Genomic DNA, 26,319 nt, shown 5'->3' with positions numbered 1-26,319 from the left:
GTACCCATTCGTACCTCTTTGGCGGTCTGCGCTCCAGTGGAATCACGACAGAAAACAGGCTTTTTCTGTCCTGTTGGGATATTCAGCGCAAGGTCTCGCTGATATGCTGAAACCAGTTTCGTTGGCACGTTTGGATGCCTCGGCGCCCGGTCTCCATGCTGCCCACATCAGATCCACTGCTACCCGCATCCAAATCAGAGATGCCGTCGCCCTTGCAAGGTCGGACCACCGATCGAAGACGCCTATGGCTTCGTGCACTGGCTGGCGTCACGATCGGCCTGTTCCTGCTCCTGTCTGCCGGCCTGCTGCTCACCCAACGCGAGGCAGCCCTGGAGCGGGCCAGGGCGCAAACGCAGCGCGAGGTATCACGCCTTGCGTCAGAGCTGCAATCCTCTTTGCGTGTGGCACGCGCCAGCATGGATGTGGCCAGCGCCACGCCTGACCTGGCTGATGCCCCTCCTCTGGGCGACCACACCCCCCTGATTCAGTCGCTCAACCTGCCTTTCGTCTTGCGACACAGCGAAGCGCAAGGGCACGAAACCGCCGCTGCCCAATGGTTGCCCAAGACATCCGTGCAGGAAGCTGGTCAATGGTTCATTCCGTTGACCTGGCATCAAACCGCATCGCAGGGCAACAAGACATTTACCCTGCTGCTCGAGCGGCAGGCCCTGCTGGACCGGTTCGCATCCGATGGCCTGCCCGCCCGAGGCAGCATGACGCTGTTCTCCATCGAAGACGATGCCTCAACCGTCGTCCTGGCGCGGTTTCCCGTGATCGAGCGGGAACAGGGTCTCAAAGTCCACGGTCATGTGGCAGACGCACTTCAGCACTCCAGCCATGGTGTGATGCAGGCCACTTCCGTCATCGACAGCGTACCGAGGGTGATCGGATACCACCGGCTGGACGATGGAGCAGAGCGCCTGGCCCTGACCTACGCACTGCCGGTCGACGATGTGCTGGCAGGCTGGCTTGCCACTCTGCCAGCTGCCATTGCCATGACCTTGCTCGTCGCGGCGGGCATGGCCTATGGTGCCTGGCGTCTTGACCGCGCGATTGGTCTGTTACACCGGAGCGAGCAGCAGTTTCAGACCTTGGCGGAGCACATTCCTGACGTTGTGGTGCGATGCGCCCGCGATGGCCGGGTGCTCTACGCGAACCCGACCACTCTTGCCGCCTTTGGCAAAACCCCGGAACAAATGACCGGCAACCCATTCCCCGACGTGGGGATGGCAACAAGTCTGTCTGCCCAATGGTTGCAGCGCCTTCAGAGAGCCATGGAACAAGGGGAAGCAGAACCCCTGCAATTTAGCCATGCCGGACCAAACGGTGACCGGCAATGGGAAGCCCGGTTCACACGCGCGCCAGCCACAGTTGGCGATCCGCCCTCGGTGCTGGTGCTCAATCGCGATGTCACCGCCAAGGTTGAGGCGGAGGCCCGACAACGGTCGACTCAACGCCTGTTCGAATCGGTGTTTCAGGCAGCCCCCGAAGCCATGTCTCTGGGCGATTGGGAAACTGGTCAGCTGCTACTGGTCAACGACGGATTCTGTGAGCTGTTCGGCCGCAGTCGCGAACAGCTGATCGGCCACTCGGCAACCGGACTGGGCCTGTGGCGATCGGCTGGCACACGAGAACAGCTGCTGAAGGCACTGACTCACGGGGTCAGGGTGCGCAACAGGGAAGGCAAGAGCACGCGCCCCGACGGCAGCGAGATTCATGTGCGCTACAGCGCCGAGCGTGTCGAGGTGGATGGTCGTGCTTGTCTGCTGCTGATGTTCCGCGATGTCACCGAGCTGGAGCAGGATCAACGCGCCCTTGAGCGCAGTGAGCTCAGGTTTCGGCTGGCTGCTGCACATGGTCAGGTCTGGGAATGGGATTTTGGCAAGGGCTTTGTTCAACCCAGCGACGAGTTCTTTGTTTCGCTGGGCCATCCAGCACCGCCACAGGGACAGATGGGACAGCTCTTCATGGATCTGGTACATCCGGAAGATCTCCCCAGACTTCGATTGGCTCTCCGACGCTACTTCAAGAATGAAGCTCCGTATCGGCTCGAGTTTCGGGCTCGAGATGCGCAAGGTCACTATCACTGGTTTGACACGAGAGCCAGCGGGCTTCGGGACGCCAACGGTGTGGTCACCTACATGTCCGGCACCACTTTTGAGATCAGCGACCGCAAGGCGCTTGAAGACGCCCAACGTCAGATTCTCAAGCACCTGGAGACGGTGGCCAACTCGTCACCGGCACTGCTCTGGACCACGAACGAAAACAAGGAAACGGAGTGGGTGAACCAGGCATGGCTGGACTTCACTTTGCGTGACCTGCAGACCGAATGCGCTGTCGGCTGGCTCGGCGATATTCATCCACTGGACCACGATCGATCCCAAGCCGTGTTCGATGCGGCGTTTGAAGCCCGGCAGCCCTACAGCATCGAGTACCGACTGAAGCGCCATGACGGCGAATACCGATGGCTGCTGGAACAGGGCCGCCCCCGCTACGACGCCGACAACCGCTTCATCGGCTACGTCGGGTCCAACCTGGACATCACTGAGCTGCGAGCAGCCGAGCACGCAGCCAGCGAGCGCGGCGCCATACTTGAACAGGTATTCGATGTCATCAAGGACATGCTGTTCGTTATCGACACAGACGAACACTTCGTGTTCTACAAGACCAGCCACGAGGCAGGCCTTCACCGCAAACCGGAAGAGATCCTGGGCAAGGCTCTCGGTGACGTCATGCCGGATGACGTCACCGACATGCTTCGTGGCGCCATGGCTCTGGCACACCGAAATGGCGCCCAGGAAGTCGACTACCACCTCGAGCTCCCTGACGGACAACATCATTTCAACGCCCGGCTGGCCTGGCTGCCAGGCGCAGAGCAATGCATGTTTCTGGTGCGGGATACCACCGATCAACAAGAAGCACAGGACGCCCGTGCCCGGCTCAATGATTTCGTGCTGCTGCTCTTCCGCCTGGCCAGCCGATTCATCAACCTGCCCGTGCAGGACACCCAGGCTGCGATCAATGACGCATTGGGTGACATGGGCCGGTTCTTCGAGGCGGACCGGGCCTATCTGTTCGACTACGACTTCAACGCACAGACGACCATCAACACGCACGAGTGGTGCGCACCGGGGGTTCAGTCAGAACTCGGACAAGTGCAAAGCCGCCCCTTCCCGACGCTCCCTGCCTGGGCTGACCAGCACCGCATGGACAAGGAAATCCTGATTCCTGACGCCAACGACTTGCCCGCCGGGCCTCTTCGTGATGTTCTGCATTCGCAGGATATCCTCAGCCTGGTGGCCCTGCCCTTGATGAATGGAGAGCGCTGCCTGGGCTTCGTCGGGCTGGATTCGGTTCGGAAGACGCGAGACTACGACGAAGAGGAAACTTCATTGCTTCGCCTGTTTGCCAACATGCTGGTGAACGTCAGGATGCGGACGGAAGCAGAAGAGCAGATTCGTGACCTGACCGAGGGGCTGGAACAGAAGGTGGCCGAGCGGACTGCTCAGCTCCAGGAGAGCGTACAGCAACTGACGGTCGTCAACAGTGAACTCGAGTCGTTCACCTATTCGGCTTCTCACGATCTGCGCACACCACTGCGGGGCATCGAGGGCTTCAGTTCACTGCTGCTCGAAGAGCATGCCCAGCAACTGGATGAAGAAGGACGGGCGTACTTGCAACGCATCCAGAAGGCCACCATGCACATGTCCAATCTGGTGACTGACTTGCTGGCCTATTCGCGCATGCAGCAAATGAGCGAACGAACCGAATCTGTGAACATTGCCACAACGGTCGAATCCGTGCTGCAGCCCTTCCGCGATGAACTGGCAGCCCGTCAAGGCACACTTGAGCTGGACATCCCCAGCGAACTCAACGTCCAGGCGGAACCCCAGGGCCTGTCCATTGCACTGCGCAACCTGATCGACAACGCACTGAAGTTCATCCCCGAAGAGCGCGCACCGGTCGTCCGCATCGAGGCGACCCGCCGCGGCGACGAAATCAGTCTGCAAATCTCTGACAACGGCATTGGCTTCGACATGAAGCACCACGACCGGATATTCGGCATGTTCCAGCGACTGCATCGGCAAGACCAGATTCCAGGTACCGGGATTGGCCTGGCCATGGTCCGTAAGGCGGTCGAGCGCATGGGAGGCCAGATTCATGCCGAGAGCCAGCCGGGCAAGGGAACCACTTTCTACCTGGACCTGACGGCAGCCAGCTAATCACAGAGGACGGACGCCTTCAGCCGCATTGGCGCCCCAGCTGGCACAGGCACCACCCCACACGAAGCCCCGCGGTAATTCAAGGGGACTGGATCGGTTCGAATTCAACGCCAGCCGTGCCTGAATGTCCTGCATTGGTTTGATGGGCACGGAACAAATACAACCTTTGGCGTATAGCCTGGCATTCAAACACCGGCTGATACACGCTCAAAAGCGGGGCAGGCCGAAAACGGCGTGAACAATTCCACAGATTTCTAAAGGAAAAACAAAGGGGTGATTTTCCCCTCAGTTCTTCAGATCGCCTGCAGACCGCTTTATCGCTTGATATCGCCGTTGGCGGTGGAAATGTGCATACCTTTGGCGCACTCCAAAGCCAAACAGGCAGGTCGATAGAGGTTTCAGTGCCCCAAACATTCGCCAAGCAATGTGGGGTCCAAGGAGCCTCACATGATCAAAACCTTCACCTCTTTTGCCGGTCGCGCCACAATCACCCGCCTTCTGACTGGTGTGACCGCGTCGGTGATGGCGTGCTCCGCTTTGGCTCAACAAGTGCCCAACACCCGCATTGAGGCCCTGGCCAACAAAGTGGCCACCGAAGGTGAGGTTCGCGTCATCATCGGGCTCAACGTGGATGTCGCGCCCGAAGGTCAACTCTCAAACAAAGCCATCGCCGACCAGCGAGCCAAGCTGAAGCAGGCACAGAACAAGCTGGCGAGCACGACCCTGGCACTTGGTGGCAGCAAGGTCCTGGCGAAGTTCAATACGGTTCCCCACATGGTGGCGTCAGTGGACGCCAACGCGCTGGCCCGGCTGCGCGCTTCCGATCAGGTTGCAACGATCGAAGAAGACGAGGCGGTACCCATGGCACTGGCACAAAGCACAGAGCAGGTGGGCGCCACCGAGGCATGGAGCCAGGGCTACCGTGGCGCTGGCAAGACGGTGGCCGTTCTCGACACCGGTGTGGACAAGACGCACCCGATGCTGGCTGGCAAAGTGGTCTCGGAAGCCTGCTATTCCACCAACTACAGCAACTACGTCGAGTCGGTCTGCCCCGGAAAAGTCAGCGAAAGCACGGCGTCCGGGTCGGGTCAGGCATGCAGCTACACCTCTGCCGGATGTTCACACGGTACCCACGTGGGTGGCATCGTCGCTGGCAATGGCGGAAGCGCCGACACGCAGGGCGTGGCCCCAGACGCCAAACTCATTGCCATTCAGGTATTCAGCTGGTTTCCGAACAGCAGCGCAGTCATGTCCTATACCAGCGACCAGATCAAGGGCCTGGAACGGGTCTATGAGCTTCGCAACTCCTACGACATTGCCTCGGTGAACATGAGCCTGGGCGGTGGCCGCTATTACAGCCAATGTGACTCCGGCCGTTCCGCGTTCAAGGCCGCCGTTGACAACCTTCGCTCGGTCGGCATTGCAACTATCATCGCCAGCGGCAACGACGGCTACACCGACTCCATTTCCGCACCCGCCTGTGTCTCCAGCGCCATCAGCGTCGGCGCGGTGTGCGATACCGGCCCGGATGCTTCACGCTGCGCACAAGGCCTCGGTGGCATCGCCTCGTATTCCAATATCGCCAGCTTTGTCGACTTGCTGGCGCCCGGCAGCTACATCCGCTCTTCCGTACCCGGCGGCGGCTATCAGTCCTGGAGCGGCACCTCCATGGCTGCACCGCATGTCGCCGGGGCATGGGCTCTTCTGACAGAAGCGCACCCAGGCATCTCGGTCGAGGATGGACTGAGTGCGCTTCGTTCTGGCTCGCTGTCGGTGAACGACACACGACCGGGTGGAACAGAAACAGAACTGCCCAGTCTTCATCTTGGATTCGTCCAGACGGTCGAACGAAAGTTGCAAGTCAACCTGGGCGGCCTCGGCGCCGGCATGGTGACTTCGACAAATGGCGACATTCTCTGCGGCGGCGACTGCGAGCAGGCCTACACCACCAGCAAGACCGTCACGCTCAATGCCACGCCCGTCAGCAATTCCGACTTTGTAGGTTGGGCTGGCGCTTGCTCTGGAACAGGCGCTTGCGTACTGGACATGGACAAGAGCCAGACTGTCACCGCCAACTTCCGCCTGAAAGACACGGAAACAACTCACAAGCCACGCTGGGTTCAGAACCGCAGGCCTACACGTATCGAGGCAAGCAGCTTCCGGGACCACGTCCGCAGACTGCACACCAGCATGACTGTGTCGAACGTGTCGCGTCAGTCTTCCGATTTCGCCACGAGAGCCAAGTGTTCCACCACAGGAGCCTGCGCGAAGTAAGGCCCGACAATCGCCCGCCAAGCGGTAAACGCCTCTGATCCGCGGAAGGTCACTGTGTGGTCTTCCAGGGTTGCCCAGTAGATCATCAGAACAAACCGGTCCGGACTTTCAATGCTGCGGTTGACCTTGTAACCACTGAAACCCGGCGACTTGGAAATGACGGTCTCGACGCCGTGGACGATGGCCTTTTCAAACTCGGCAGCTTTGTCAACGTCAATGCGGATATCGGCCAGCTCGAGAATCATGGTGTGGTCTCCTGTTCGGTGAAAAGTGTGCTTCTTCCCGCCGGAAGGGCATCAGGCACTGGCTTCTGCCAGGCCTGCCAGCGCCAGGCGGTCTTCCCGAATCATATCCACTGCCTTCTCGGCCATCATGATCACAGGGGCATTCGTGTTGCCCCCGACGATGCTGGGCATGACAGACGCGTCCACCACCCGCAGCCCCGACATGCCCGAGACCTTCAGCCTTGGCGAAACCACAGCACCAGCATCCGATCCCATTCGGCAGCTGCCCACAGGGTGGTAGATGGTGTCTGCATGGTCGCGCAAAAAGGCCTCTATCTCAGCATCGCTGTTTGCCCACGCCGAAGTGGCCGATTCCGTCCCGCCCCATTGAGTGAGCGCCTGCTGGCCCATGATTTCCCGCACGCGCTTGAAGCCCAGCACCAAGCGGGCCACATCATCAGGGTCTGAGAGAAAAGCCGGATCTATCAGAGGGGCCACACCTGGATCAGCGCTGGCCAGCCGCACGCTCCCCCGGCTCAACGGCCTTAGCAGACAAACATGGCAGGAGTAGCCATGTCCAAACGCGGTCTTGCGACCATGATCCACAAGCTTGCCCACGACGAGGTGCAGTTGCAAATCAGGAATGGGTTCCCCCGGAGCGCTCTTGATGAAGCCGCCAGCCTCGGCAAAATTGGTGGTGAGCATGCCATCGCGCCGCGAGTGCCAGTCGGCCACGCCCTTTGCTCCTTTGAGCACGCCCGTCAGGGACAGGCCAAACGTATCCGTGAGCGCCGGCGCATTGACCACCATGGTCACATCCACATGATCGTGCAGGTTGCCTCCGACGCCAGGCATATCCAGCACCAACGGTATCCCCAGTGCGTTCAGGTGGTCTGCAGGTCCCAGGCCAGAGAGCATCAGCAGCTGAGGCGAACCGATGGCACCAGCACTGAGCAGCACCTCGCCTCCCGGGTTGAGACGAATCTGCGTCTCTTCACCGCGCCCACCTTCGGCACGGTACATCACACCAGCGGCTGCCACTTCTCCATCGCCGGAGTCGGTCATGACCTTTGTGACCATGACATTGGTGACCACTGTGAGGTTGGGTCTGCCCAGGTGCGGCGTCAAGTATGCCTTGGCTGCGCTGAAGCGCTCTCCGTTACGGTGGGTCACCTGATAGGCACCGATTCCTTCCTGCTCCGGGCCATTGAAATCATCGTTGAGACGGTGGCCCGCCTGCTCACCGGCCGCCATGAACGACGTGAGCAATGGATTGGGGCTGCGCAGGTCCATCACGTTGAGTGGCCCGCCGGTGCCGTGCCACGCGTTGCCCCCTCTCTCGTTGTGCTCTGCCCGCTTGAAATAGGGCAATACCTCGTCGTACGACCAGCCCGGACATCCCTCGCGAGCCCATTGGTCGTAATCCTGCCGATGGCCGCGGGTGTAGATCATGGCGTTGATGGAGCTGGAGCCGCCCAGCACCTTTCCTCGGGGCTGATAGCCCTGACGCCCATTCAATCCCGCTTGTGGCACTGTCTCGTAAGCCCAGTTGGCCTGCCCCGTCCTGGCCATCACCGCAAGACCGGCAGGGCAGTGCACCAACACGCTGCTGTCAGCAGGCCCTGCTTCCAGCAGCGCCACCTTGATCGCCGGGTCTTCGCTCAGGCGCCCCGCAAGCACACAGCCTGCAGAGCCTCCTCCGACCACGATGTAGTCAAACATGATGTCCCCACTTTGTCATTCGCGAGTCAAGCGCTGGCAGGACAATACCTGCCGGACTACCGCCAGTCATGGGCCAGCGCTCACCTTGGTTTCAAGGTAGCACAGGCCTTGCTCTCGCAGTAGGCAGCCGCGTCTAGGACGACAGGAAGGCGCATTGCATCTGCGTCAACACCGGGCAGGCATGTCTGCCATACCGGTGCCGGCATGGGCTCGTCGTCTGGCAACCAAGAAGGCAAAATGGAGAGCAAAGAAGGGCTGGCCTTTTTCAGCTCCTTTGGCACCCAACCCAACCAACCATTCATCCATCTTTCATACGAACACGAAAACAGGAGAACACCGAGATGAGCGTCATTCAAACCGTGGGCATTGTCGGCTCAGGCACCATGGGCAACGGCATCGCGCAAGCGTGTGCCACCAGTGGCCTCAAAGTGGTCATGGTCGATATCGCCCAGGAGGCGATCGACAAGGCCATGAAGACCATTTCCGGCAGCCTCGACCGCCTGATCAAAAAAGAGAAGATCAGCGAGGCTGACAAGGAGGCAGCACTGGCTCGAATCACGGCGTCAACCAGCTATGAGGCCTTCAAACAGGCTGACATCGTCATCGAGGCCGCGACAGAGAACGAGCCGGTCAAACTCAAGATCCTCAAACAGCTTGACGACATGCTGGCACCCGACGTGATCCTGGCCAGCAACACGAGCTCCATCTCCATCACCAAGCTCGCTGCCAGCACGCAACGCGCCGACCGGTTCATCGGCATGCATTTCTTCAACCCCGTGCCCATGATGGCGCTGGTGGAACTGATCCGCGGCCTGCAGACCAGCGATGCCACCCATGATGCCGTGCGCCAGTTGGCGACGGATCTGGGCAAGACCCCGATCACGGTCAAGAATGCTCCCGGGTTTGTCGTCAACCGCTTGCTGGTTCCCATGATCAACGAGGCCTTCTTCGTGCTGGCTGAGGGCCTGGCCACACCAGAGGAAATCGACGAGGGCATGAAGCTGGGCTGCAACCACCCCATCGGCCCGCTTGCCCTGGCTGACCTGGTAGGCCTGGATGTTTGCCTGGCGGTCATGGACGTGTATTTCGAAGGCTTTGCCGACTCCAAATACCGCGCCTGCCCCCTGCTGCGCGAGATGGTGGAGGCCGGCTGGCTGGGTCGCAAGACCGGCCGAGGCGTCTACACGTATTGATCGAAAAAGTTATTTGAATTCAATGACTTAAAACTCAAATCCTCCAGATCGACTGGCAGCTGCCGGGCGCACCGAAAGGGACGCCCGGCTTTTTGTTTGCGCCAGATCAAAGTGAGGCCCCCGATGCTTTGAATAATGGAACTCAACTGACAGCGTAGAAGGAGCGCGAAATGAATACAGCCACCGTATCCATTGACGTCTTTGAGTTCCTGGATGACACCCACCGCGAAATTCAGCGCCAGATCAAACAACTTCATGCCTTGGTCGACGCCATTGAGTCGGACGGTCTGAATCAGGCCACACGCGAAATGGCGCGCGAGGTGCTCGATTTCTTCAACACCGAAGCCCGTCAGCATCACCTCGACGAGGAAAAGCACGTCTTTCCTTCCCTGCTCGGCAGCGAAGATGCCAATGTGGTCCAGGCAGCACAGCACCTGACGCAAGACCACGGCTGGCTGGAAGAAAACTGGATCCAGATCGCACCATCTCTGGAAGCGGCCACCAGCGGCAATCTGTGGTTTGACCCCATGGAGTTGCGTCATGCACTCGATGTGTTTGAAGCGCTGTACGCCGACCACCTTTTGCTCGAAGAGTCGATCGCCTATCCCGAAGCCAAGAAGCGGCTGGAAGGCATCGACACCGTTGGCATGGGACGCGAGATGGCCAAGCGGCGAGCCGTCCAGCAATCCAGGCAACAGGAAGTGCAGGACGAGTGAATCCGCCCTGACGGGCGGCGGGGGCATGATGCTGCTGCCCCGCAAGCGCGTGCGAGCGGCGCTAAGATGAACCGAAAACCCATGCGAAGACAAGGCTTCGGGACATTTCAACACCAAAGGACTCCATGCGCGAATTCGACTTTGACCTGTTTGTGATTGGTGGCGGCAGCGGCGGTGTGCGCGCAGCGCGCATGGCTGCGCAGCGTGGCGCGCGGGTTGCCATGGCCGAGACCCTTGGTGTCGACGGCCTCGGTGGCACATGCGTCAATGTGGGCTGCATTCCCAAGAAGCTCTACAGCTATGCGGCGCACTACCACGACGCCTTTGCCGAAGCGGCAGGCTTTGGATGGTCGCTTCAGCCCCCTTCACTTGACTGGGAAAGACTCAAGCAGCAAAGAGGCAAGGAGATCAGCCGCCTCAATGGTGTTTACGACCAGATGCTGCGCGGCGCCGGCGTGACCGTGCTCAATGGTTTTGCCCGCATCGATGGCGAACATGCCGTGACGCTGGCCACGCTGAGCCAGGAGGGCAACCCGGGGCATCAGTCGTTCACTGCCAGGAACATTCTCATTGCCACTGGTGGCACACCGTTTGTTCCACACTTTCAGGGCAGAGAGCACGTCATCACGTCCGACGACATGTTTGACCTTCACCCCTTTCCGCAAAAACTGGTCGTGGTGGGTGGCGGGTACATCGCCTGCGAGTTCGCCAGCATCTTTCAGGGCCTGGGGTCTCAGGTGTCACTGCTGTATCGGGGCGAGCAGATTCTGCGAGGCTTTGACGACGAGATCCGGCACTTTGTGTCGGCCGAGATCGCCAAGTCCGGCGTGGATATCCAGCTCGGAACCGATGTGGTGTGCGTCACTGAGTCCGGCGCGGGTGCTGATGCCGCCTACGTTGTCGAGCTTGAGGGCGGAGCAAAGGTTCATGCCGATGCCGTGCTCTATGCCACCGGTCGCAGGCCCAATGTGGAAGGCATGGGTCTGGACACTGTGGGCGTCAACCAGGGCGGCCAGGGGGAGGTCATCGTCAACGAGCGCTACCAGACCAATGTCCCGTCCATCTACGCCGTCGGCGATGTCACCAACCGGGTACAGCTCACGCCGGTGGCCCTGGGCGAAGCAATGGTAGTGGTCGACGAGCTGTTTGGGCCGGTTGCCGGCAAGGCAGCGCGCAGCATGGATTACGACTTCATTCCCACCGCCGTGTTCACCCATCCCAACATTGGCACCGTCGGGTATACGGAAGAAGAAGCGAGAGAGAAGTTCACCAGCATCGCTGTTTTCCGAAGCGAGTTTCGCGCTCTCAAGCACACCTTGTCAGGCAGTACGGAGCGCACCTTGATGAAGCTGATCGTGGACGCCTCGTCCGACCGCGTGGTCGGCCTTCACATGGTGGGTGAGGACGCAGGAGAAATCGTGCAGGGCTTTGCCGTGGCCATGCGTGCGGGAGCCACCAAGGCTGTCTTCGACTCCACCATTGGCATCCATCCCACCGCAGCGGAAGAGTTCGTGACCATGCGGGAGCCAACGCGCAGCTGATGGCTGTCTCGCCGGCAGCAGATCAGACCCACCAGACGATGGCTGCCAGCACCATGACGCACAAAATGGTATGCCCCCAAAGACCGGGCGCCAGCCAGGCCAGATAGCGACGCCCACCGACCAGGCCGGCCGTCAGGCTCTTGCTGCCCGCATGGATGAGCAGACCGGCCACCACGGCCACTGTGGTCAAGCCCTCATCGCCAGGCAGACCAGCAGCAAACGTAGCGGCCATGGTCGAGTGCAAATCCACCAGCGCGCCAAGCAAGGTTCCCACGAGCACTCCGGACGAACCCAGCCACTGCTCCATGACCCGTACCAGCACCTGCATGCCTGCCAGCAAACCGGCCACGGCCGCCGCCCCCCGCAAGCTGAACATTCGGTCGTCGCCTGCAGAAGGCAGCCCTTCAATACGGGGAGAAGAGACGACGGCATCTGATCCGTCGGCTTGCGCACCACGCACCATCCACCAGCCAAGCAAGCCAGCCACCACAGCAGATGAAAGGGCGGGCACCCAAAGCACGCTGAGCCAGGCTGGTTGCATCGCCGAGGCCACCAGCAACAGTTGCACTTGTGTCGCCACACAGGAGATCAAACCGCCACCAGCCATCAGCCGGGCATCACCTTGCCCCTGGCGGACCGAAAGCCCGAGGGTGGCAATGGTGGCCGTACTGGAGACAAAGCCAGAAGCGAATGCCGAGAAGATCACGGCATGGCGGGCCTGCAGCAGGCGCCGGCAAAAATGGGCCAGCGATTGCACAGCGAGGAGCAAGGCCAGCAGTTGCACGATTCGGTAGGGATTGAGTACGTCGCCCCAGAAAGGCCGATTTGGCACCAGAGGCAGCGCCATGAGCACCAGCGCCGCCAGGATGATCCCGTCGCGCACCTCCCCTGCACTGAGCCACTGGCTGGCCAGCGCATGGAGACGGTGACGGGCGGCCAGCAATGCTGTCATGCCTACGGCCAGCGCTGCCGCCAGGGGAATGCTCCAGGCACTGAGCGCGCCGATCATGTAGGTCAGGACCAGCGCCAGCTCCGTAGTGGCTCCCGGGTCGTCTGAGCGATCACGCCAGTAGGCCACCAGCGCCATGCCTGCTACAAAAGCGGCGCCAACGATCATCAGGCCCGCCACCGGCATCAGGGCCGCAGCAGCCCCCGTGACACAGGTCAGGGCAAATGTCCTGACGCCCGCAAAGGCCCGTGACGGCCCCTGCCCTTTCCGGCGTTCCCGCTCGATGCCGACCAGCAAACCGCAACCGAGCGCGCAGGCCAGCACAGCCGCGGCATTGGCCACATCAAGACTGTGCCCGTCGGGCATCCAGTTCAAAACATCTGACATGAAAATTGGCTAAGCTTGATGCACAGCGCCCGTTCGGGCGGCACCGGTGTACTGGGAATCTCTGCATCATGGCAGAAAATGCGGGCCGGTCGCTTGACCTTGTTCAACACCGACTACTGCCACTGCGGCCACAATGCCAACATGATCGAAACACCTGAATTCACCCCACCGGCTCTCTTCACTGACGCCGATGCCGCACTGGCCCAGATCCAGCGCCTCTATAAGGCCCACATCGACTTCCTCAGGCAGACCCTCAAGCGGTTTGTCGAGGGCGAGGATTTCAGCGGCAGGCGTATCCGTGCCTGCTATCCCTTCGTTCGCCTCCACTCTCGCAGCGTCATGCGCCAGCACGAAGGCATGAAGACCCGCCTGAGCTACGGGTTCGTGTCTGGCCCTGGCCGGTTCGAAACCACACTCACCCGGCCGGACCTGTATGCCGACTACTACCTTGACCAGCTGAGGCTGCTATTGGTCAACCACGGTGGAGAGCTGGAGGTCGGCGTGAGCAGCAGCCCCATTCCCATTCATTTTTCATTTGCCGAGCACGATCATGTGGAAGGCGAAATGGATGCGGTCCGCCGCGCCCAGATGCGCGATATCTTCGACCTGCCAGACCTGACAGTCATGGACGACGGCATTGCCAACGGAACGTTCGAGCCGAACCCCGGGGAGCCTCAGCCCCTCGCCTTGTTCACGGCGCCACGGGTGGACTATTCGCTGCAGCGCCTGCGCCACTACACAGGCACGGCTCCGGAGTGGTTCCAGAATTTCGTGCTGTTCACCAACTACCAGTTCTACATCGACGAATTCATCAAACTTGGCCATGCCGAAATGGCCAACCCGGACAGTGAGTACGTCGCCTTTGTCGAGCCGGGGAACGTTGTGACCCGGCGCGTCGGCATTGCGCCGACCAAGGAAGATGCCATGGGTGCCGCCCTCCCTCGCCTGCCACAGATGCCTGCCTATCATCTGGTGCGCAAGGACCGCTCCGGCATCACCTTCGTGAACATCGGCGTGGGCCCGGCCAATGCCAAGACCATCACCGACCACATCGCCGTGCTGAGACCACACGCATGGCTCATGCTGGGGCACTGCGCCGGGTTGCGCACCACTCAGCAATTGGGCGACTATGTGCTGGCGCATGCCTATGTGCGAGAAGATCACGTGCTCGACGAAGACCTGCCGCTGTGGGTGCCCATTCCTGCGCTGGCAGAGATCCAGCTCGCACTCGAGGCAGCCGTGGCCGAGGTTTCCGGCGTCGCGCCGCACCAGGTCAAACGCATCATGCGAACAGGCACCGTGGCCAGCACTGACAACCGCAACTGGGAACTGCTGCCGGACAACAAACCTCAGCGCCGCTTCAGCCAAAGTCGCGCAGTCGCACTGGACATGGAAAGCGCCACAATTGCCGCCAACGGGTTCCGCTTCCGCGTGCCTTATGGCACCTTGCTCTGTGTGAGTGACAAACCACTGCACGGCGAGATCAAGCTGCCGGGCATGGCCAACCATTTCTACCGGGAACGCGTCGACCAGCACCTGCGCATCGGCATTCGTGCTGTCGAGCGCTTGCGCGAAGGCGGCAGCAAGCAGTTGCACAGCCGCAAGCTGCGCAGTTTTGCCGAAGTGGCATTCCAGTGAGCACCCTCATCCCGACAACGTCAGCACAACCCATCAAGGCATGCAACAACTCAAGCAACTGATCACGGACACCTTTGGCGTCGAAGCCTGGATCGCCATGGTCATCACCATCTTCGTCCTGGCACTGATCGTCAGCCAGGTGGCCCGGATGATCTTCAACCAGCTCGACAAATGGGCCAATCAGTCCCCCAACGTTTGGGACGAGGCTCTGGTGGGAAGCGCACGCAAACCGGTCCACCTCGTGATCTGGCTGATAGCGGCTGGCTGGATGGCGCGCGCCATGCAGGCCCAGTGGCCCGAGCCGCAGTTCATGGAAGAAGTCGGCGCCGTGCGCACCGTCGGCCTGATCATCGCATTTGCCTGGTTTGGCTGGAAGTTCTCCGGGCACATGACTCGCAACATCATCACCCAGGGACAGGCCAAGAGCAGTGATTTCGACGTCACCACCGTGTACGCGCTGAGCAAGCTGGCGAGGCTTGTCATCGTGGTGCTGGCAGTCATCACCGTGGCACAGTCACTCGGATTCAATATCGGCGCATTGCTGGCGCTTGGTGGCGTGGGCGGCATTGCAGTCGGCCTGGCAGCCAAGGACTTGCTGGCCAACTTCTTTGGCGGTCTGACCATCTATCTGGACCGTCCATTCAAGGTGGGCGAGTGGATTCGGTCACCCGACAAGAGCATCGAAGGCACGGTCGAGTACATCAGCTGGCGACATACACGCATCAGGGCATTCAACAAGAACCCGATCTACGTCCCCAATGCGGTCTTCACCAGCATCGTGGTGGAGAACCCGTCGCGCATGAGCCACCGGCGTATCAAGGAAACACTTGGCCTGCGCTATGACGACTTCGCTCAGGTGGAGTCAGTCGTGAAGGACGTCAAATCCATGATCCACGACCACCCGGACATGGACAACACGCAAACGTTGATCGTCAATTTCAACCATTTCGGCGCCAGCTCGCTCGACATCATGATCTACGCATTCACCAAGACGCGAAACTGGGTTGAGTACCACCGCGTCAAGCAGGATGTGCTGCTCAAGATCGGAAACATCGTGGAGCGCCATGGCGCCGAGATCGCTTTCCCCACACAAACTTTGCACATCGCCGGGCAGGAATCGATGCAAGAGGGTGAAAACGCCCCCGTTCAAGATGCTCATTCAGCGCCCCGGCAGGCTTGACCCAGATCAACTGACAAGAAACTTTACCGGGGCTTCACGCCCAGAAAACCCAAGCCACCCGGTCGGGGCGCACAATGGAATCGTGACCAACGAACTTCCGTCCAAGCCCTTGCGGCCAGCCACCCTTGCACATGCTCAGACACGCTGGCGCACAGCGGTCGCCACTGCCGCTTGCTCGCTGCTGGCTGCATGTGCCAGCCCCTCTGACCGCGACATCACGGCCTGGACCACCGCTGAAGTGCCAACAGCATGGAGCCAGCCAGTTCCTGACAAGGCCAGTGCCACGAGCACACCCCGCTCCCTCGCCCTCGCTCAGTGGTGGTCAGTCTTTGAAGACGACCTCCTCAAGCGACTGGTGGAGCAGGCTCTCAAACACAACACCAGCGTCGCCATCGCCCAGGCCAACCTCAGACAGGCTCGCGCACAGCGCCAGGCCCAGTCAGCGGGACTCGGACCCTCCGTCAGCGCATCATTGAGTGGGCAGCGCAGCAAATCGGGCGACACCCCCAGCACCGACAGGTTTTCCACCAGCATCGACGCCAGTTGGGAGCCCGATGTCTTTGGCGTCAATGCACAAGGTCTCGCAGCAGCGGATGCCGACCTGAAAGCGGCAGAAGCCCAGCTCGGCGATGTGCAGGTCTCGCTCGCTGCAGAAGTGGCCATCGCCTATGTCGAAGCCCGTGCACTCCAGCAACGGCTGGGCATTGCACAACGCAACCTGAGCACCCAGACCGAAACAGCGCAGATCACGTCCTGGCGAACAGACGCAGGTCTGGCCTCTTCGCTGGAACGCGAGCAGGCCAAGGCCGCGGTGGCACAGACCGATGCTCAGGTGGCGGCCTTGCAGACCAGCCTGACGCAAGCCCGCCACGCGCTGTCGATCCTCACAGGACAGTTGCCTGGTGCGCTCGACACAGCATTCGATCCATCTGTGGCCATTCCAGCGCCTTCTGCCAGCCTGACCATTTCCTTTCCTGCCGATACCCTGCGGCAACGGCCGGACATCCGGACGGCGGAATATCAGGTTCTGGCCGCCACGGCTCGTGCCGACCAGGCGCAGGCTGCCCGTTACCCCAGTTTCCGGCTCAGCGGCTCCCTCGGTCTTGGCGCCAATACGCTGCGCGGCCTCACTGATGGAGGCGCCAGCATCGTCAACAGCTTGCTGGCCAGCCTGACGGCCCCTCTGTGGGACGGCGGCGTGCTGAAGGCACAAGCTGAAGTGGCGTCCGCTGGCGAGGTCTCCGCTGCCGCTGCCTACCGGCAGTCGGTTCTGGTTGCCCTGAAAGAAGTGGAAGACGCACTGGCGGCGATTGATGGCAACCGGCTTCGGCTGGAGCGGTTGACGCTGTCCAGCGATGCAGCAGCCTCTGCAGAGCTGCTGGCTCGCCAGCAGTACACCAGCGGACTGCTCGACTTCCAGTCTGTTCTGGAGACCCAGAGAACACTGCTTTCGGCACAGGACAGTGTGGCCACTGCGAAGGCCAGCCTCGCCACCAGCCACATTCAACTCTACAAGGCGCTTGGCGGTGGATGGCAACCGGACCCCACCGAACCGACCACCCCTGCCACAGCCCCAACTCAGTGACGCTTCATTGATCAGCACCATGGCCACCCAAGACACTTCCACCACAAACGACCTGAAAGGCCTGCTGGGCGACGACCACCCTCCCCGCTGGTGGCAACGGCGCTCCCTCTGGGTCGGTCTGCTGGTCCTGGCACTCCTGGCGCTGGGTATCGCCTGGTGGGGATCCAACTCCGCAAGCAAGGCGGCGCCTGCCTATGTGACCCAGGAGGCACAGCGGGGCAAGATCACGCTCACGGTTGCGGCCAATGGCACATTGCAGCCAACCCGGTCCGTCAACATCGGCAGCGAGCTCTCTGGCACGGTGCGGCAAGTGTTCGTCGACGTGAATGACGAGGTCAAGGCCGGACAGGTACTGGTGGTGCTCGACACCGCCAAACTCAAAGACCAAGTCAACAGCTCGCGTGCGGCCCTGGCATCGGCCGTTGCCCAGCAAGCGCAGGCCACGGCCACCCGCACCGAGGCAGCAGCTACATTGGCGCGCTATGAGGAAGTGGCCAGGCTATCTGGCGGAAAGGTGCCATCCGAAGCCGAACTCGACAGTGCCCGCGCCGCCGCAGACCGCGCCACCGCGGCCGAAGCCAGCGCCCAGGCTGCGGTGGAGAAGGCCCGCGCTGCCTTGTCCACCGACGAAACCAATCTGTCCAAGGCCTCGATCAAATCTCCCATTGACGGTGTCGTCCTGGCGCGCTCAGTCGACCCGGGCAACGCCGTGGCCGCTTCGTTGCAAGCCGTGACCTTGCTCACTGTGGCAGAGGACCTGACCAAGCTCCAGCTCGATGTCAACGTCGATGAAGCCGACGTGGGGTCCGTCAAGACCGGGCAGCGTGCCACCTTTACCGTCAGCGCCTACCCCTCGCGCCAGTATCCGGCCACCATCGATCGCGTCGCTTTCGGCTCTACCACTACCGACAACGTCGTCACCTACGTCACGACACTGGCCGTCAACAACGATGACATGAGTCTTCGACCAGGCATGACCGCCAGTGCCACCATTGTGGCCAAAGAGCGTGCTGATGCGTTGCTGGTGCCCAATACCGCGCTGCGGTTTGCGCCCTCCCAGGTGAACGACAAGGCCGCAGGAGAGAGCGAGAGTGTCATGAGCAAGCTCATGCCACGCCCTCCCCGGCGGAGCGCGAACAAAACGGCTGGGGAGCAGCCCCAGGCACCCGGCGAGCGCACTCTCTGGGTTCTGCGCGACGGCGCCCCTCAGCAGGTCAAGGTGACCACCGGCATCAGCGATGGTCGCAAAACCGAAATCACGGGTGGCGAACTGCAGCCGGGCATGGCCGTCATCACCGAGCAACGCAGCAACGGATCATGAGCAACCCGCCCGGGGCCACACCCCTGATACAGCTTCGTGGCATCACCAAGGTCTATGGTGAAGGCGCCACTGCCTTCCAGGCGCTCAAGGGCGTCGACCTGGACATCCATCAAGGGGAGTTCGTGGCCATCATGGGGCCCAGCGGCTCGGGCAAATCCACGGCCATGAATGCCCTCGGCCTGCTCGACACGCCCTCCTCCGGACAATACCTGTTCCAGGGCGTGCATGTCGAGTCGCTATCGCGTGATGAGCGAGCCCGGGTCCGCCGACGGTACTTCGGTTTTGTGTTCCAGGGATTCAATCTGCTGGCACGAACCTCCGCGCAAGAGAACGTGGAACTGCCCCTGGTCTACCGGGGCGAGCCTGCCGCCAAACGCAGGCAGATGGCCGCCGGGGCGCTTGAGGCCGTCGGCCTCAAAGGCTGGGAGCATCACACACCCGGGGAACTTTCCGGCGGTCAACAGCAACGCGTCGCCATTGCGCGCGCCATCGTCACGGAACCTGCAGTGCTGCTCGCCGATGAGCCCACGGGCAACCTCGATACCAAGCGCAGCGAGGAAATCATGGAACTGCTTTGGCGCCTCAACGTCGAGCAAGGCATCACCGTGCTGATGGTGACGCACGAGCCGGACATGGCTGCATACGCCAGCCGACTGGTTCGATTCGTCGATGGCGTGGTGGCCAATGATGCCCCCAACGCCAATCGCGCAAGGCCACAAGCGCCTGCCGTTCAGGAGGCGGACTGACCATGTGGATCAACACCTTGCTGCTTGCATTGCGCTCCATCCGGCGCAACCTGCTGCGATCCTTCCTGACCATTCTCGGGATTGTCATCGGGGTCAGCGCAGTGATCACCATGGTGACCCTGGGCAATGGCGCCACGCAATCGGTTCAAAACCAGATCGCCAGCCTCGGCACCAACCTGCTGATGGTGCGCCCGGGTCAGCGCATGGGGCCGGGCTCGGGCACCACCGCCCCCTCGTTCAAAGACACCGATGCAGCCATCATCCGCTCGCAGCTGGCCGGCATCACCGCAATCGCACCACAAGCCCGAAGCTCCTCCACTTTGGTGGCCAACGGCAAGAACTGGTCAAGCATCATTGTTGGCAGCAACAACGACTACCTGACCACAGGCAACTGGGAGATCAGTGACGGCCGCTCATTCACAGACGACGAGTTGCGCGCAGGTTCGGCTGTGTGCCTGATAGGCCAGACCGTTCAGCGAGAGTTGTACGGACCGGTCCCTGCTGTGGGCGAGCAACTGCGGGTCAAGAAGATGAGCTGCGAGGTGATCGGCCTGCTCGGAGCCAAGGGTCAAAGCGCGTTCGGTAGCGACCAGGACGATATGGTGCTGATGCCCCTGCGGACCTTGCAGCGGCGCATCACCGGCAACACCTGGGTCAACACCCTGCAAATCTCCATGGCCGACGACAGCGACCCTGAGCGGGTCAAGTCGGACCTGACGGCCTTGCTGCGCGAGATGCGCAAGCTCTCGCCAGCCGACGAAGACAATTTCAATGTGCTCGACACCAAGCAACTGGCCGACACGTTCTCCGGTACCACCAAGGTGCTGACCATGCTGCTCGGCGCCGTGGCGGCCGTGAGCCTGCTCGTCGGCGGCATTGGCATCATGAACATCATGCTGGTCAGCGTGACCGAGCGCACCCGCGAAATCGGCTTGCGTCTGGCCATTGGCGCACTGGAGCGCGAAGTGTTGATGCAGTTCCTGATCGAGGCCGTGGTGCTGGCGGCCATGGGCGGCCTCATCGGCATCGTCCTGGCCACAGGCGCCTCGATTGGCCTGGCCAAGGTCATGGATGTGCCCTACATCTTCAGCCCGGGCGTCAACATCCTGTCGTTCGTGTTCTCAGCCGGTATCGGGGTGTTGTTTGGCTATTTTCCGGCACGGCGCGCAGCGCGCATGGACCCCATCGACGCGCTGCGGCACGAGTAGCCCCGCAAGAGGCGCTTGCCTGTTGCTCGCGAGAGTCAGGCTGTACGCGGTTTGACCCTGGATGCAGCCAGCTTGGCATTGGCGCGTGCGGTGTCGGTGTCGTCTGCGCGGGCCACCACCACGCCCATGCGGCGCTTGGTGAAGCTCTCGGGCTTGCCAAACAGGCGAATGTCGGTGCCAGGCACCTGCAAAGCCTCGTCAACCCCGTCGAACACAATGCCCTCGGCTTCCACACCACCGTAAATCACAGCACTGGCGCCGGGGTTGCGCAGTGAAGTATCCACCGGCAAGCCCAAAATGGCCCTCGCGTGCAGCTCAAACTCGCTCTGGTGCTGTGTACAGAGGGTGACCAGACCGGTGTCGTGCGGGCGTGGGCTGACCTCGCTGAACCAGACGTCTTCACCCTTGACAAACAGCTCAACGCCGAACAGGCCTTGCCCGCCGAGGTCAGAAGTGATGGCCTTGGCGATGTCGCGCGACTTTTCCAGCGCAGCCGGGTGCATGGGCATGGGCTGCCAGCTCTCGACGTAGTCACCGCCTTGTTGCACATGACCGATCGGATCACAAAAATGCGTTTCGATGTCCCCGTTGGCGCCCACGGCACGGACAGTGAGCTGGGTGATTTCGTAGTCGAAATCGATAAAGCCTTCGACGATGACGCGACCATGGCTCACGCGGCCACCGGCCATGGCGTAGTCCCAGGCCTTTTTCACGTCTTCAGGACCATCAATCTTGCTCTGGCCTTTGCCGGAGCTGCTCATCACTGGCTTGACGACACAGGGATAGCCGACACCCTTCTCGCCGTCGATGGCGGCCTGCAATTCTTCGAGCGAGTCGCAGAAATGATATGGACTGGTCGGCAGGCCCAGTGTTTCGGCGGCCAGACGGCGAATGCCTTCCCGGTCCATCGTCAGTCGCGTGGCTCGCGCCGTGGGAATGACCTTGACTGTCCCTGCCGCTTCCAACTCCTGGAGCATGGGTGTGGCAATGGCTTCAATCTCCGGCACCACCATCAAGGGGCGCTCCTGCTCGATCAGTGCCTTGAGTTGCGCCGGGTCACTCATGGCGATGGTGCGTGCGTGGTGCGCAACCTGCTGGCCAGGCGCATTCTCGTAGCGGTCCACCGCAATGGTCTCCACGCCCAAACGCTGAAGCGCGATCAGCACCTCCTTGCCCAGCTCACCTGCGCCGAGCAACATGACGCGTGTGCCGGAGGAGGACAAAGGGGTTCCGAGGGTGATGGTCATGTCAGCCTTTCATTTGGCGCTGGCGGTGTCTCGCGCTGCCGTTTGTTGAGTATCAGTTCCCGCCATTCAGGCGGTGAGAATGGTCGTTGCGGTTCCGTCGCTCCATGCAGACGTACCCGCGGCTTGCCCCATCGCCTCACCCAGCCGGACAGGTCGGGCAGGCGCCCAGTCCGGGTTGAATTCAATCATGTCCTGCGGCCAGAGCATCACCACAGTGGAGCCCAGAAGAAAGCAGCCCATTTCCTCGCCACGGTCATACACATGGGACTTGTCTTCATAGTTCCAGTCCCGAATGTTCCCTGGACGGGGTGGATTGACCACGCCATGCCAGACCGTGGCCATGCTGCCGACAATGGTGGCCCCTACCAGCACCAGCACAAACGGGCGCACTTCATCGGTGCCGGGCATCGGGATGTCAAAAACACACACCACACGCTCATTGCGCGCAAACAGGCCCGGCACGCCCTCTGCCGTGGCAGGGTTGACTGAGAAAAGATCGCCCGGCACATGGATCATGCGGCGCAGTCGGCCTTCGCAAGGCATGTGGATGCGGTGGTAGTCGCGCGGACTGAGATAAATGGTGGCGAAATGCCCGCGGTCAAACTGACTGGCAAGGGCTGCATCGCCCCCCACCAGGGCCCGCGTGCTGTAGCGGTGACCCTTGGCCTGGAAGATCTGGTCTCCGTCGATCCGGCCGAACTGGCTGATGGCGCCGTCCACAGGGCAAACATATGTCGCATCGGCCAGCGGCCGCGCGTCAGCCCGCAGCGGGCGGGTGAAAAACTCGTTGAAGGTCGCGTAGCTGGCCAGATCAGGGTTGGCTGCTTCGGCCATGTTCACCTGGTAGCGCTCAACAAACCGGCTGATGGCAAGCTGTGTCAGTGCACCGGCTTGCGCACGCGCAAACCGTCCAGCCAGTGCCGTGAGCGCCTGCTTGGGCAAAAGGTATTGCAGTTTGACGGAAAGAGGTGTGGACACGGCTGGGAGAAGCGCAAAAATCGCGCATGGACACAGATCTGCCCCACATTGTAGGCGGCGGGCGCGTCCCGGACCCGAGCCGGCAAAAAAAACGGCCTGACGGTTCAGTCAGGCCGAAAGAGAGAGGAGAGAGAGATGTCAGAGCCTTGGGTACAACAAGGCATGAGACAGGGTGCAAGCACCACGCCAGAAGGCGTGATGTCAGTGCAGGGTGTGGATCGCTGGCTGAGCCTCTGCGTAGAGGTCGATACCAGAGTCCATGAACTCTTCTTCGTCGATCACCGAGTCAAACTCGCGGTCGGTGTCGAACAGCTTGGGAATCAGGGGCTTGTCCAGCGGACGGCAGATGCGCTGGCGCAACTGGCGCAACCGTGTAGAACCTTCCATGGCGTTGATCACAGCCTCTGGGTCGAGCATGAGGACGAAGGGATTCAGGCGGGATTGAAAGGTTTTCATGGCGGTGTCCTGACGGTTTGTGTGGGTGACTACATTGCGTTTGTCGATGAAACAAACTGTATTCCTCTCGACACATTTCGTTAAGTCAGCGTCGCGCCATGCTGCGTGTAGGAAGTTTTCCGACAAGGCGAGAGAAACCCAGGATTTCCGCGCCATATCTGCTATCGGGTGTGATGCAGTTCACACCTGAAGCCGCAAACCCCGGGATTCGGCCTTGTTACAGAAAAACCCTTGTTGCGCTCACGCCAGAAACTTGTCCGCCAGGGGTCTCAGACCGACCTCTTCGATGATTTCACCCAACCGCTCTCTGGCCCGGCGACGCTTTTCCTCAGGGGCGCCTGGTTGGTGGCGCGCCAGAATGAGCTCGTTCTTCATCGAGTGCTCCCAACCCACCAGCTCGGTGACTGTTACCTCGTAACCATGCGCCTCCAGTTGCAGGCACCGCATCACGTTGGTGATCTGGCTGCCGAACTCTCGGGTATGCAGCGGGTGTCGCCACAGCTCTGCCAAGGGTGTGCGTTTGAGGTGAAACGCCTTGTGCTGACGCATCACTGATGCCACTTCGGCCTGGCAGCAAGGGACCAGCACCATGAAACGCGCTTGCTTGGCCAGGCCAAATGCGATCGCATCATCGGTGGCCGTATCACATGCGTGCAAGGCCGTGACCACATCGAAAGTTTCGGGAAGATCAGCATGCGTGAGTGACGCCTGCACCGTGGTCGCCAGAAACCGCATGCGATCAAACCCCAGACGCTGTGCCAGCTCGCGTGACTTGTCCACCAGCTCCTGCCGCGTCTCGACGCCGTAGACCCAGCCCTTGCCCTGAGGCCGGACGAACAGGTCATAGAGGACGAAGCCAAGGTAGGACTTGCCAGCGCCATGGTCGGCCAGGCTGACGTCACCCTTGTCGTCCAGCACCGTCTGCAGCAACGGTTCGATGAACTGCACCAGGTGGTAGACCTGTTTGAGCTTGCGCCGCGTGTCCTGGTTCAGCCGGCCATCACGCGTGAGGATGTGCAGTTCCTTGAGCAGCTCGATAGACTGCCCCTCGCGCAGTTCGGGCAACTGATCCTGCAGCGAGGGCTGCGGCTTCTTGGTGGCATGGCCGCCAGAGCGGCTCTTTTGGCTCTTCTGGCTCTTGTTGTTTTGGGGGTTCATGGGTGCTCGGAATGTGGACCACGCTCAGGTGGCGCATCGTAATTGTCTTCGCGGATGCCCTGGTTCTGGCCAGTGACCTGACCGACCTCTTCCCGCAAGGCCTTGACCTCCTTGCGCAACGCACGAATCTCCACCAGCAAATCGAATTCGACCAGGCGCTCGTCCTGCTGCACCTCGCGTTCAACGAAGACCGCAGCCAGTGATGCCGTCACCAGCGACAACACCGTCAGCCCCAGGAGGACCACCACCACTGAAAACGCTCGTCCCATTGGCGTGTGTGGCACCAGATCGCCATAGCCCACCGTCGCGGCTGTCGTGAAGGCCAGCCACAGGCCGTCTTCAATGGTGGTGATGCCCGGCTCCAGCCACAGGAATCCCACACCACCGGCCAGGAGAATGACCAACGCCAGCGCCAGCGAATACCAGAGGCCACGGCGAACCAGGTGCCAGCGGGGAAAATTGCCTCGACTCATCCCTGCATTCTGGCACGCCGCAGCAGCGACAATCCAGACATGAACCGAATTGATGACCATGCCTCTGCGGCTTCCCCCGACGCCGAACACCCGTTTGCCCGCCTGACCCCGGACCTTGTCCTGGATGCGCTGGCCAGCACCGGCTTGTGGGGAGACGGCCGAATCCTCAGCCTCAACAGCTTTGAGAACCGCGTCTATCAGGCTGCCCTCGAATCTCCCGTCGACGGCAATGAACAAGTCGTACTCAAGTTCTACCGTCCGGGGCGCTGGACCAGGGAGCAGATCGAGGAGGAGCACGCATTCTCTCTGGATCTCCTGGCAGATGAAATCCCTGTGGTCGCACCACTCGTGCTGCAAGGGCAAACGCTGCACCATCACGACGGGTTCTGGTTTTCAGTATGCCCGCGCCGTGGCGGACGCCGCCCCGAACTGGATGATTTCGACACACTGGAATGGATGGGCCGCTTTCTGGCCCGCATTCACCAGGTCGGCAGCCAGCGCCCGTTTGTGCATCGCCCGCGTCTGGATGCCTGCACCTATGCCACTGGCCCCAAGACGTGGTTGCTCAGTCACCAGGCCATTGCGCCCGAAGTACAACGCGCCTGGAGTGCAGCCCTGGATGAGGCTCTGGCCATCATTGAAAGCCACCCCGTCTTGCGCGCACCCCTGCCAGACACATCAGAGGACCTGCGGTTGCACGGCGACTGCCATCCGGGCAATGTGCTCTGGACACCGGCCGAGCTTCCTGGCGGGGGTCCGCACTTCGTGGACCTGGACGACGCACACACCGGCCCCGCAGTGCAAGACCTTTGGATGCTCCTCAGCGGTGACCGTCTTCAGCAAACGCAGCAACTCGGCGCGCTGCTCGATGGCTATGAGCAGGTGCGCCCATTCAACCGCCAGCAACTGGCCCTCATCGAGCCTCTGCGCACCTTGCGACTGGTGCACTACAGCGCGTGGCTGGCACGCCGATGGGATGATCCCGCCTTTCCGATCAACTTCCCCTGGTTTGGCACCAGGGACTACTGGCAAGGCCAGGTGGACATGCTCCACGAACAGATCGAAGCCATGCAGGCGCCCGCCCTGTACGCATGAGCATG

20 protein-coding genes are annotated in these 26,319 nt (G+C 61.3%); 12 read left to right on the top strand and 8 right to left on the bottom strand.

What is annotated here, in order from left to right; translation table 11 throughout:
• Positions 1–155: 155 nt before the first annotated feature.
• Both ABWV89_RS14425 and ABWV89_RS14420 read left to right on the top strand, forming a co-directional pair.
• Positions 156–4,223 carry a PAS domain S-box protein gene (locus tag ABWV89_RS14425; RefSeq protein ID WP_353398133.1) on the top strand — a complete coding sequence of 1,356 codons (4,068 nt, stop codon included), beginning with the start codon at positions 156–158 and terminating at the stop codon, positions 4,221–4,223.
• Positions 4,224–4,670: 447 nt separating this feature from the next.
• Positions 4,671–6,497, top strand: a complete 1,827-nt coding sequence (locus ABWV89_RS14420; protein WP_353398130.1) for a S8 family peptidase — start codon at positions 4,671–4,673, stop codon at positions 6,495–6,497.
• On the opposite strand, the gene ABWV89_RS14415 is transcribed toward ABWV89_RS14420, so the two are convergent.
• Together ABWV89_RS14415 and ABWV89_RS14410 are read right to left on the bottom strand one after the other, a co-directional pair.
• Positions 6,437–6,742 (bottom strand): antibiotic biosynthesis monooxygenase family protein, encoded by a 306-nt coding sequence (locus ABWV89_RS14415; protein WP_353398128.1) that lies wholly within the window; start codon positions 6,740–6,742, stop codon positions 6,437–6,439. The genes ABWV89_RS14420 and ABWV89_RS14415 overlap by 61 nt on opposite strands.
• A gap of 51 nt (positions 6,743–6,793) precedes the next feature.
• On the bottom strand, positions 6,794–8,443 hold the full coding sequence (locus tag ABWV89_RS14410; RefSeq protein ID WP_353398125.1) for a GMC family oxidoreductase: 1,650 nt from the start codon (positions 8,441–8,443) through the stop codon (positions 6,794–6,796).
• Positions 8,444–8,784: 341 nt separating this feature from the next.
• Between ABWV89_RS14410 and ABWV89_RS14405 the strand changes: the two genes are divergently transcribed.
• The 3 genes from ABWV89_RS14405 to gorA all read left to right on the top strand — a co-directional run bounded on the left by ABWV89_RS14405 (position 8,785) and on the right by gorA (position 11,893).
• The gene (locus ABWV89_RS14405) at positions 8,785–9,636 is read left to right on the top strand and encodes a 3-hydroxybutyryl-CoA dehydrogenase (protein ID WP_353398123.1); all 852 of its coding nucleotides are present in this window, start codon (positions 8,785–8,787) and stop codon (positions 9,634–9,636) included.
• A 170-nt stretch (positions 9,637–9,806) separates the two neighbouring features.
• Positions 9,807–10,352, top strand: coding sequence for a hemerythrin domain-containing protein (locus ABWV89_RS14400; RefSeq protein WP_353398122.1), 546 nt, complete (start codon positions 9,807–9,809; stop codon positions 10,350–10,352).
• Between the two features lie 125 nt (positions 10,353–10,477).
• A complete protein-coding gene (gorA, locus tag ABWV89_RS14395; protein ID WP_353398120.1) occupies positions 10,478–11,893 on the top strand; it encodes a glutathione-disulfide reductase in 1,416 nt (471 codons plus the stop codon).
• Between the two features lie 22 nt (positions 11,894–11,915).
• Here gorA and ABWV89_RS14390 read toward each other — a convergent pair whose 3' ends face one another.
• On the bottom strand, positions 11,916–13,229 hold the full coding sequence (locus ABWV89_RS14390) for an MgtC/SapB family protein (protein ID WP_353398117.1): 1,314 nt from the start codon (positions 13,227–13,229) through the stop codon (positions 11,916–11,918).
• Positions 13,230–13,370: 141 nt separating this feature from the next.
• On the opposite strand from ABWV89_RS14390, the gene ABWV89_RS14385 reads away from it, so the two are divergent.
• The 6 genes from ABWV89_RS14385 to ABWV89_RS14360 all read left to right on the top strand — a co-directional run bounded on the left by ABWV89_RS14385 (position 13,371) and on the right by ABWV89_RS14360 (position 20,907).
• Positions 13,371–14,867 (top strand): AMP nucleosidase, encoded by a 1,497-nt coding sequence (locus ABWV89_RS14385; RefSeq protein WP_353399266.1) that lies wholly within the window; start codon positions 13,371–13,373, stop codon positions 14,865–14,867.
• 40 nt (positions 14,868–14,907) lie between these two features.
• Positions 14,908–16,047: a mechanosensitive ion channel family protein gene (locus ABWV89_RS14380; RefSeq protein WP_353398114.1), complete on the top strand. Its 1,140-nt coding sequence runs from the start codon at positions 14,908–14,910 to the stop codon at positions 16,045–16,047.
• Positions 16,048–16,129: 82 nt separating this feature from the next.
• Positions 16,130–17,632, top strand: a complete 1,503-nt coding sequence (locus tag ABWV89_RS14375; protein ID WP_353398111.1) for an efflux transporter outer membrane subunit — start codon at positions 16,130–16,132, stop codon at positions 17,630–17,632.
• Between the two features lie 19 nt (positions 17,633–17,651).
• Complete coding sequence (locus tag ABWV89_RS14370; protein WP_353398108.1) at positions 17,652–18,953, top strand: efflux RND transporter periplasmic adaptor subunit; 1,302 nt, start codon at positions 17,652–17,654, stop codon at positions 18,951–18,953.
• The gene (locus tag ABWV89_RS14365) at positions 18,950–19,699 is read left to right on the top strand and encodes an ABC transporter ATP-binding protein (RefSeq protein WP_353398105.1); all 750 of its coding nucleotides are present in this window, start codon (positions 18,950–18,952) and stop codon (positions 19,697–19,699) included. Before ABWV89_RS14370 ends, ABWV89_RS14365 begins: the two co-directional genes overlap by 4 nt.
• Before the next feature lie 2 nt (positions 19,700–19,701).
• On the top strand, positions 19,702–20,907 hold the full coding sequence (locus ABWV89_RS14360) for an ABC transporter permease (RefSeq protein WP_353398102.1): 1,206 nt from the start codon (positions 19,702–19,704) through the stop codon (positions 20,905–20,907).
• A 35-nt stretch (positions 20,908–20,942) separates the two neighbouring features.
• Here ABWV89_RS14360 and purT read toward each other — a convergent pair whose 3' ends face one another.
• From purT to ABWV89_RS14335, 5 genes are all read right to left on the bottom strand, one after another.
• Positions 20,943–22,154 (bottom strand): formate-dependent phosphoribosylglycinamide formyltransferase, encoded by a 1,212-nt coding sequence (gene purT / locus ABWV89_RS14355; protein ID WP_353398099.1) that lies wholly within the window; start codon positions 22,152–22,154, stop codon positions 20,943–20,945.
• A gap of 66 nt (positions 22,155–22,220) precedes the next feature.
• Entirely contained in the window at positions 22,221–23,132 is a 912-nt protein-coding gene (gene asd, locus ABWV89_RS14350; RefSeq protein WP_353398096.1) for an archaetidylserine decarboxylase, read from the bottom strand.
• 201 nt (positions 23,133–23,333) lie between these two features.
• Complete coding sequence (locus ABWV89_RS14345) at positions 23,334–23,588, bottom strand: hypothetical protein (RefSeq protein WP_353398094.1); 255 nt, start codon at positions 23,586–23,588, stop codon at positions 23,334–23,336.
• Positions 23,589–23,828: 240 nt separating this feature from the next.
• Complete coding sequence (locus ABWV89_RS14340; protein WP_353398091.1) at positions 23,829–24,746, bottom strand: class I SAM-dependent methyltransferase; 918 nt, start codon at positions 24,744–24,746, stop codon at positions 23,829–23,831.
• A complete protein-coding gene (locus ABWV89_RS14335; protein ID WP_353398088.1) occupies positions 24,743–25,219 on the bottom strand; it encodes a potassium channel family protein in 477 nt (158 codons plus the stop codon). The genes ABWV89_RS14340 and ABWV89_RS14335 overlap by 4 nt, the downstream gene beginning before the upstream one ends.
• 39 nt (positions 25,220–25,258) lie before the next feature.
• On the opposite strand from ABWV89_RS14335, the gene ABWV89_RS14330 reads away from it, so the two are divergent.
• Positions 25,259–26,314, top strand: a complete 1,056-nt coding sequence (locus ABWV89_RS14330) for a serine/threonine protein kinase (protein WP_353398086.1) — start codon at positions 25,259–25,261, stop codon at positions 26,312–26,314.
• The last annotated feature ends 5 nt before the right edge of the window (positions 26,315–26,319 follow it).

This window comes from Hydrogenophaga sp. 5NK40-0174, assembly GCF_040372165.1.
Lineage (GTDB): Bacteria > Pseudomonadota > Gammaproteobacteria > Burkholderiales > Burkholderiaceae_C > Hydrogenophaga.
Note: the sequence above shows the minus strand (reverse complement) of the source record. Positions and strands in the feature narration are given on the sequence as shown.

Coding starts and splice junctions, on each gene's coding strand:
- ABWV89_RS14385 (WP_353399266.1), top strand. CDS start 13,371: ATGATCGAAACACCTGAATTCACCCCACCGGCTCTCTTCACTGACGCC.
- ABWV89_RS14420 (WP_353398130.1), top strand. CDS start 4,671: ATGATCAAAACCTTCACCTCTTTTGCCGGTCGCGCCACAATCACCCGC.
- ABWV89_RS14370 (WP_353398108.1), top strand. CDS start 17,652: ATGGCCACCCAAGACACTTCCACCACAAACGACCTGAAAGGCCTGCTG.
- ABWV89_RS14405 (WP_353398123.1), top strand. CDS start 8,785: ATGAGCGTCATTCAAACCGTGGGCATTGTCGGCTCAGGCACCATGGGC.
- ABWV89_RS14340 (WP_353398091.1), bottom strand. CDS start 24,746: ATGAACCCCCAAAACAACAAGAGCCAGAAGAGCCAAAAGAGCCGCTCT.
- ABWV89_RS14400 (WP_353398122.1), top strand. CDS start 9,807: ATGAATACAGCCACCGTATCCATTGACGTCTTTGAGTTCCTGGATGAC.
- ABWV89_RS14365 (WP_353398105.1), top strand. CDS start 18,950: ATGAGCAACCCGCCCGGGGCCACACCCCTGATACAGCTTCGTGGCATC.
- ABWV89_RS14380 (WP_353398114.1), top strand. CDS start 14,908: ATGCAACAACTCAAGCAACTGATCACGGACACCTTTGGCGTCGAAGCC.
- ABWV89_RS14390 (WP_353398117.1), bottom strand. CDS start 13,229: ATGTCAGATGTTTTGAACTGGATGCCCGACGGGCACAGTCTTGATGTG.
- ABWV89_RS14425 (WP_353398133.1), top strand. CDS start 156: ATGCTGCCCACATCAGATCCACTGCTACCCGCATCCAAATCAGAGATG.
- purT (WP_353398099.1), bottom strand. CDS start 22,154: ATGACCATCACCCTCGGAACCCCTTTGTCCTCCTCCGGCACACGCGTC.
- ABWV89_RS14330 (WP_353398086.1), top strand. CDS start 25,259: ATGAACCGAATTGATGACCATGCCTCTGCGGCTTCCCCCGACGCCGAA.
- ABWV89_RS14360 (WP_353398102.1), top strand. CDS start 19,702: ATGTGGATCAACACCTTGCTGCTTGCATTGCGCTCCATCCGGCGCAAC.
- ABWV89_RS14410 (WP_353398125.1), bottom strand. CDS start 8,443: ATGTTTGACTACATCGTGGTCGGAGGAGGCTCTGCAGGCTGTGTGCTT.
- gorA (WP_353398120.1), top strand. CDS start 10,478: ATGCGCGAATTCGACTTTGACCTGTTTGTGATTGGTGGCGGCAGCGGC.
- ABWV89_RS14345 (WP_353398094.1), bottom strand. CDS start 23,588: ATGAAAACCTTTCAATCCCGCCTGAATCCCTTCGTCCTCATGCTCGAC.
- ABWV89_RS14415 (WP_353398128.1), bottom strand. CDS start 6,742: ATGATTCTCGAGCTGGCCGATATCCGCATTGACGTTGACAAAGCTGCC.
- ABWV89_RS14335 (WP_353398088.1), bottom strand. CDS start 25,219: ATGAGTCGAGGCAATTTTCCCCGCTGGCACCTGGTTCGCCGTGGCCTC.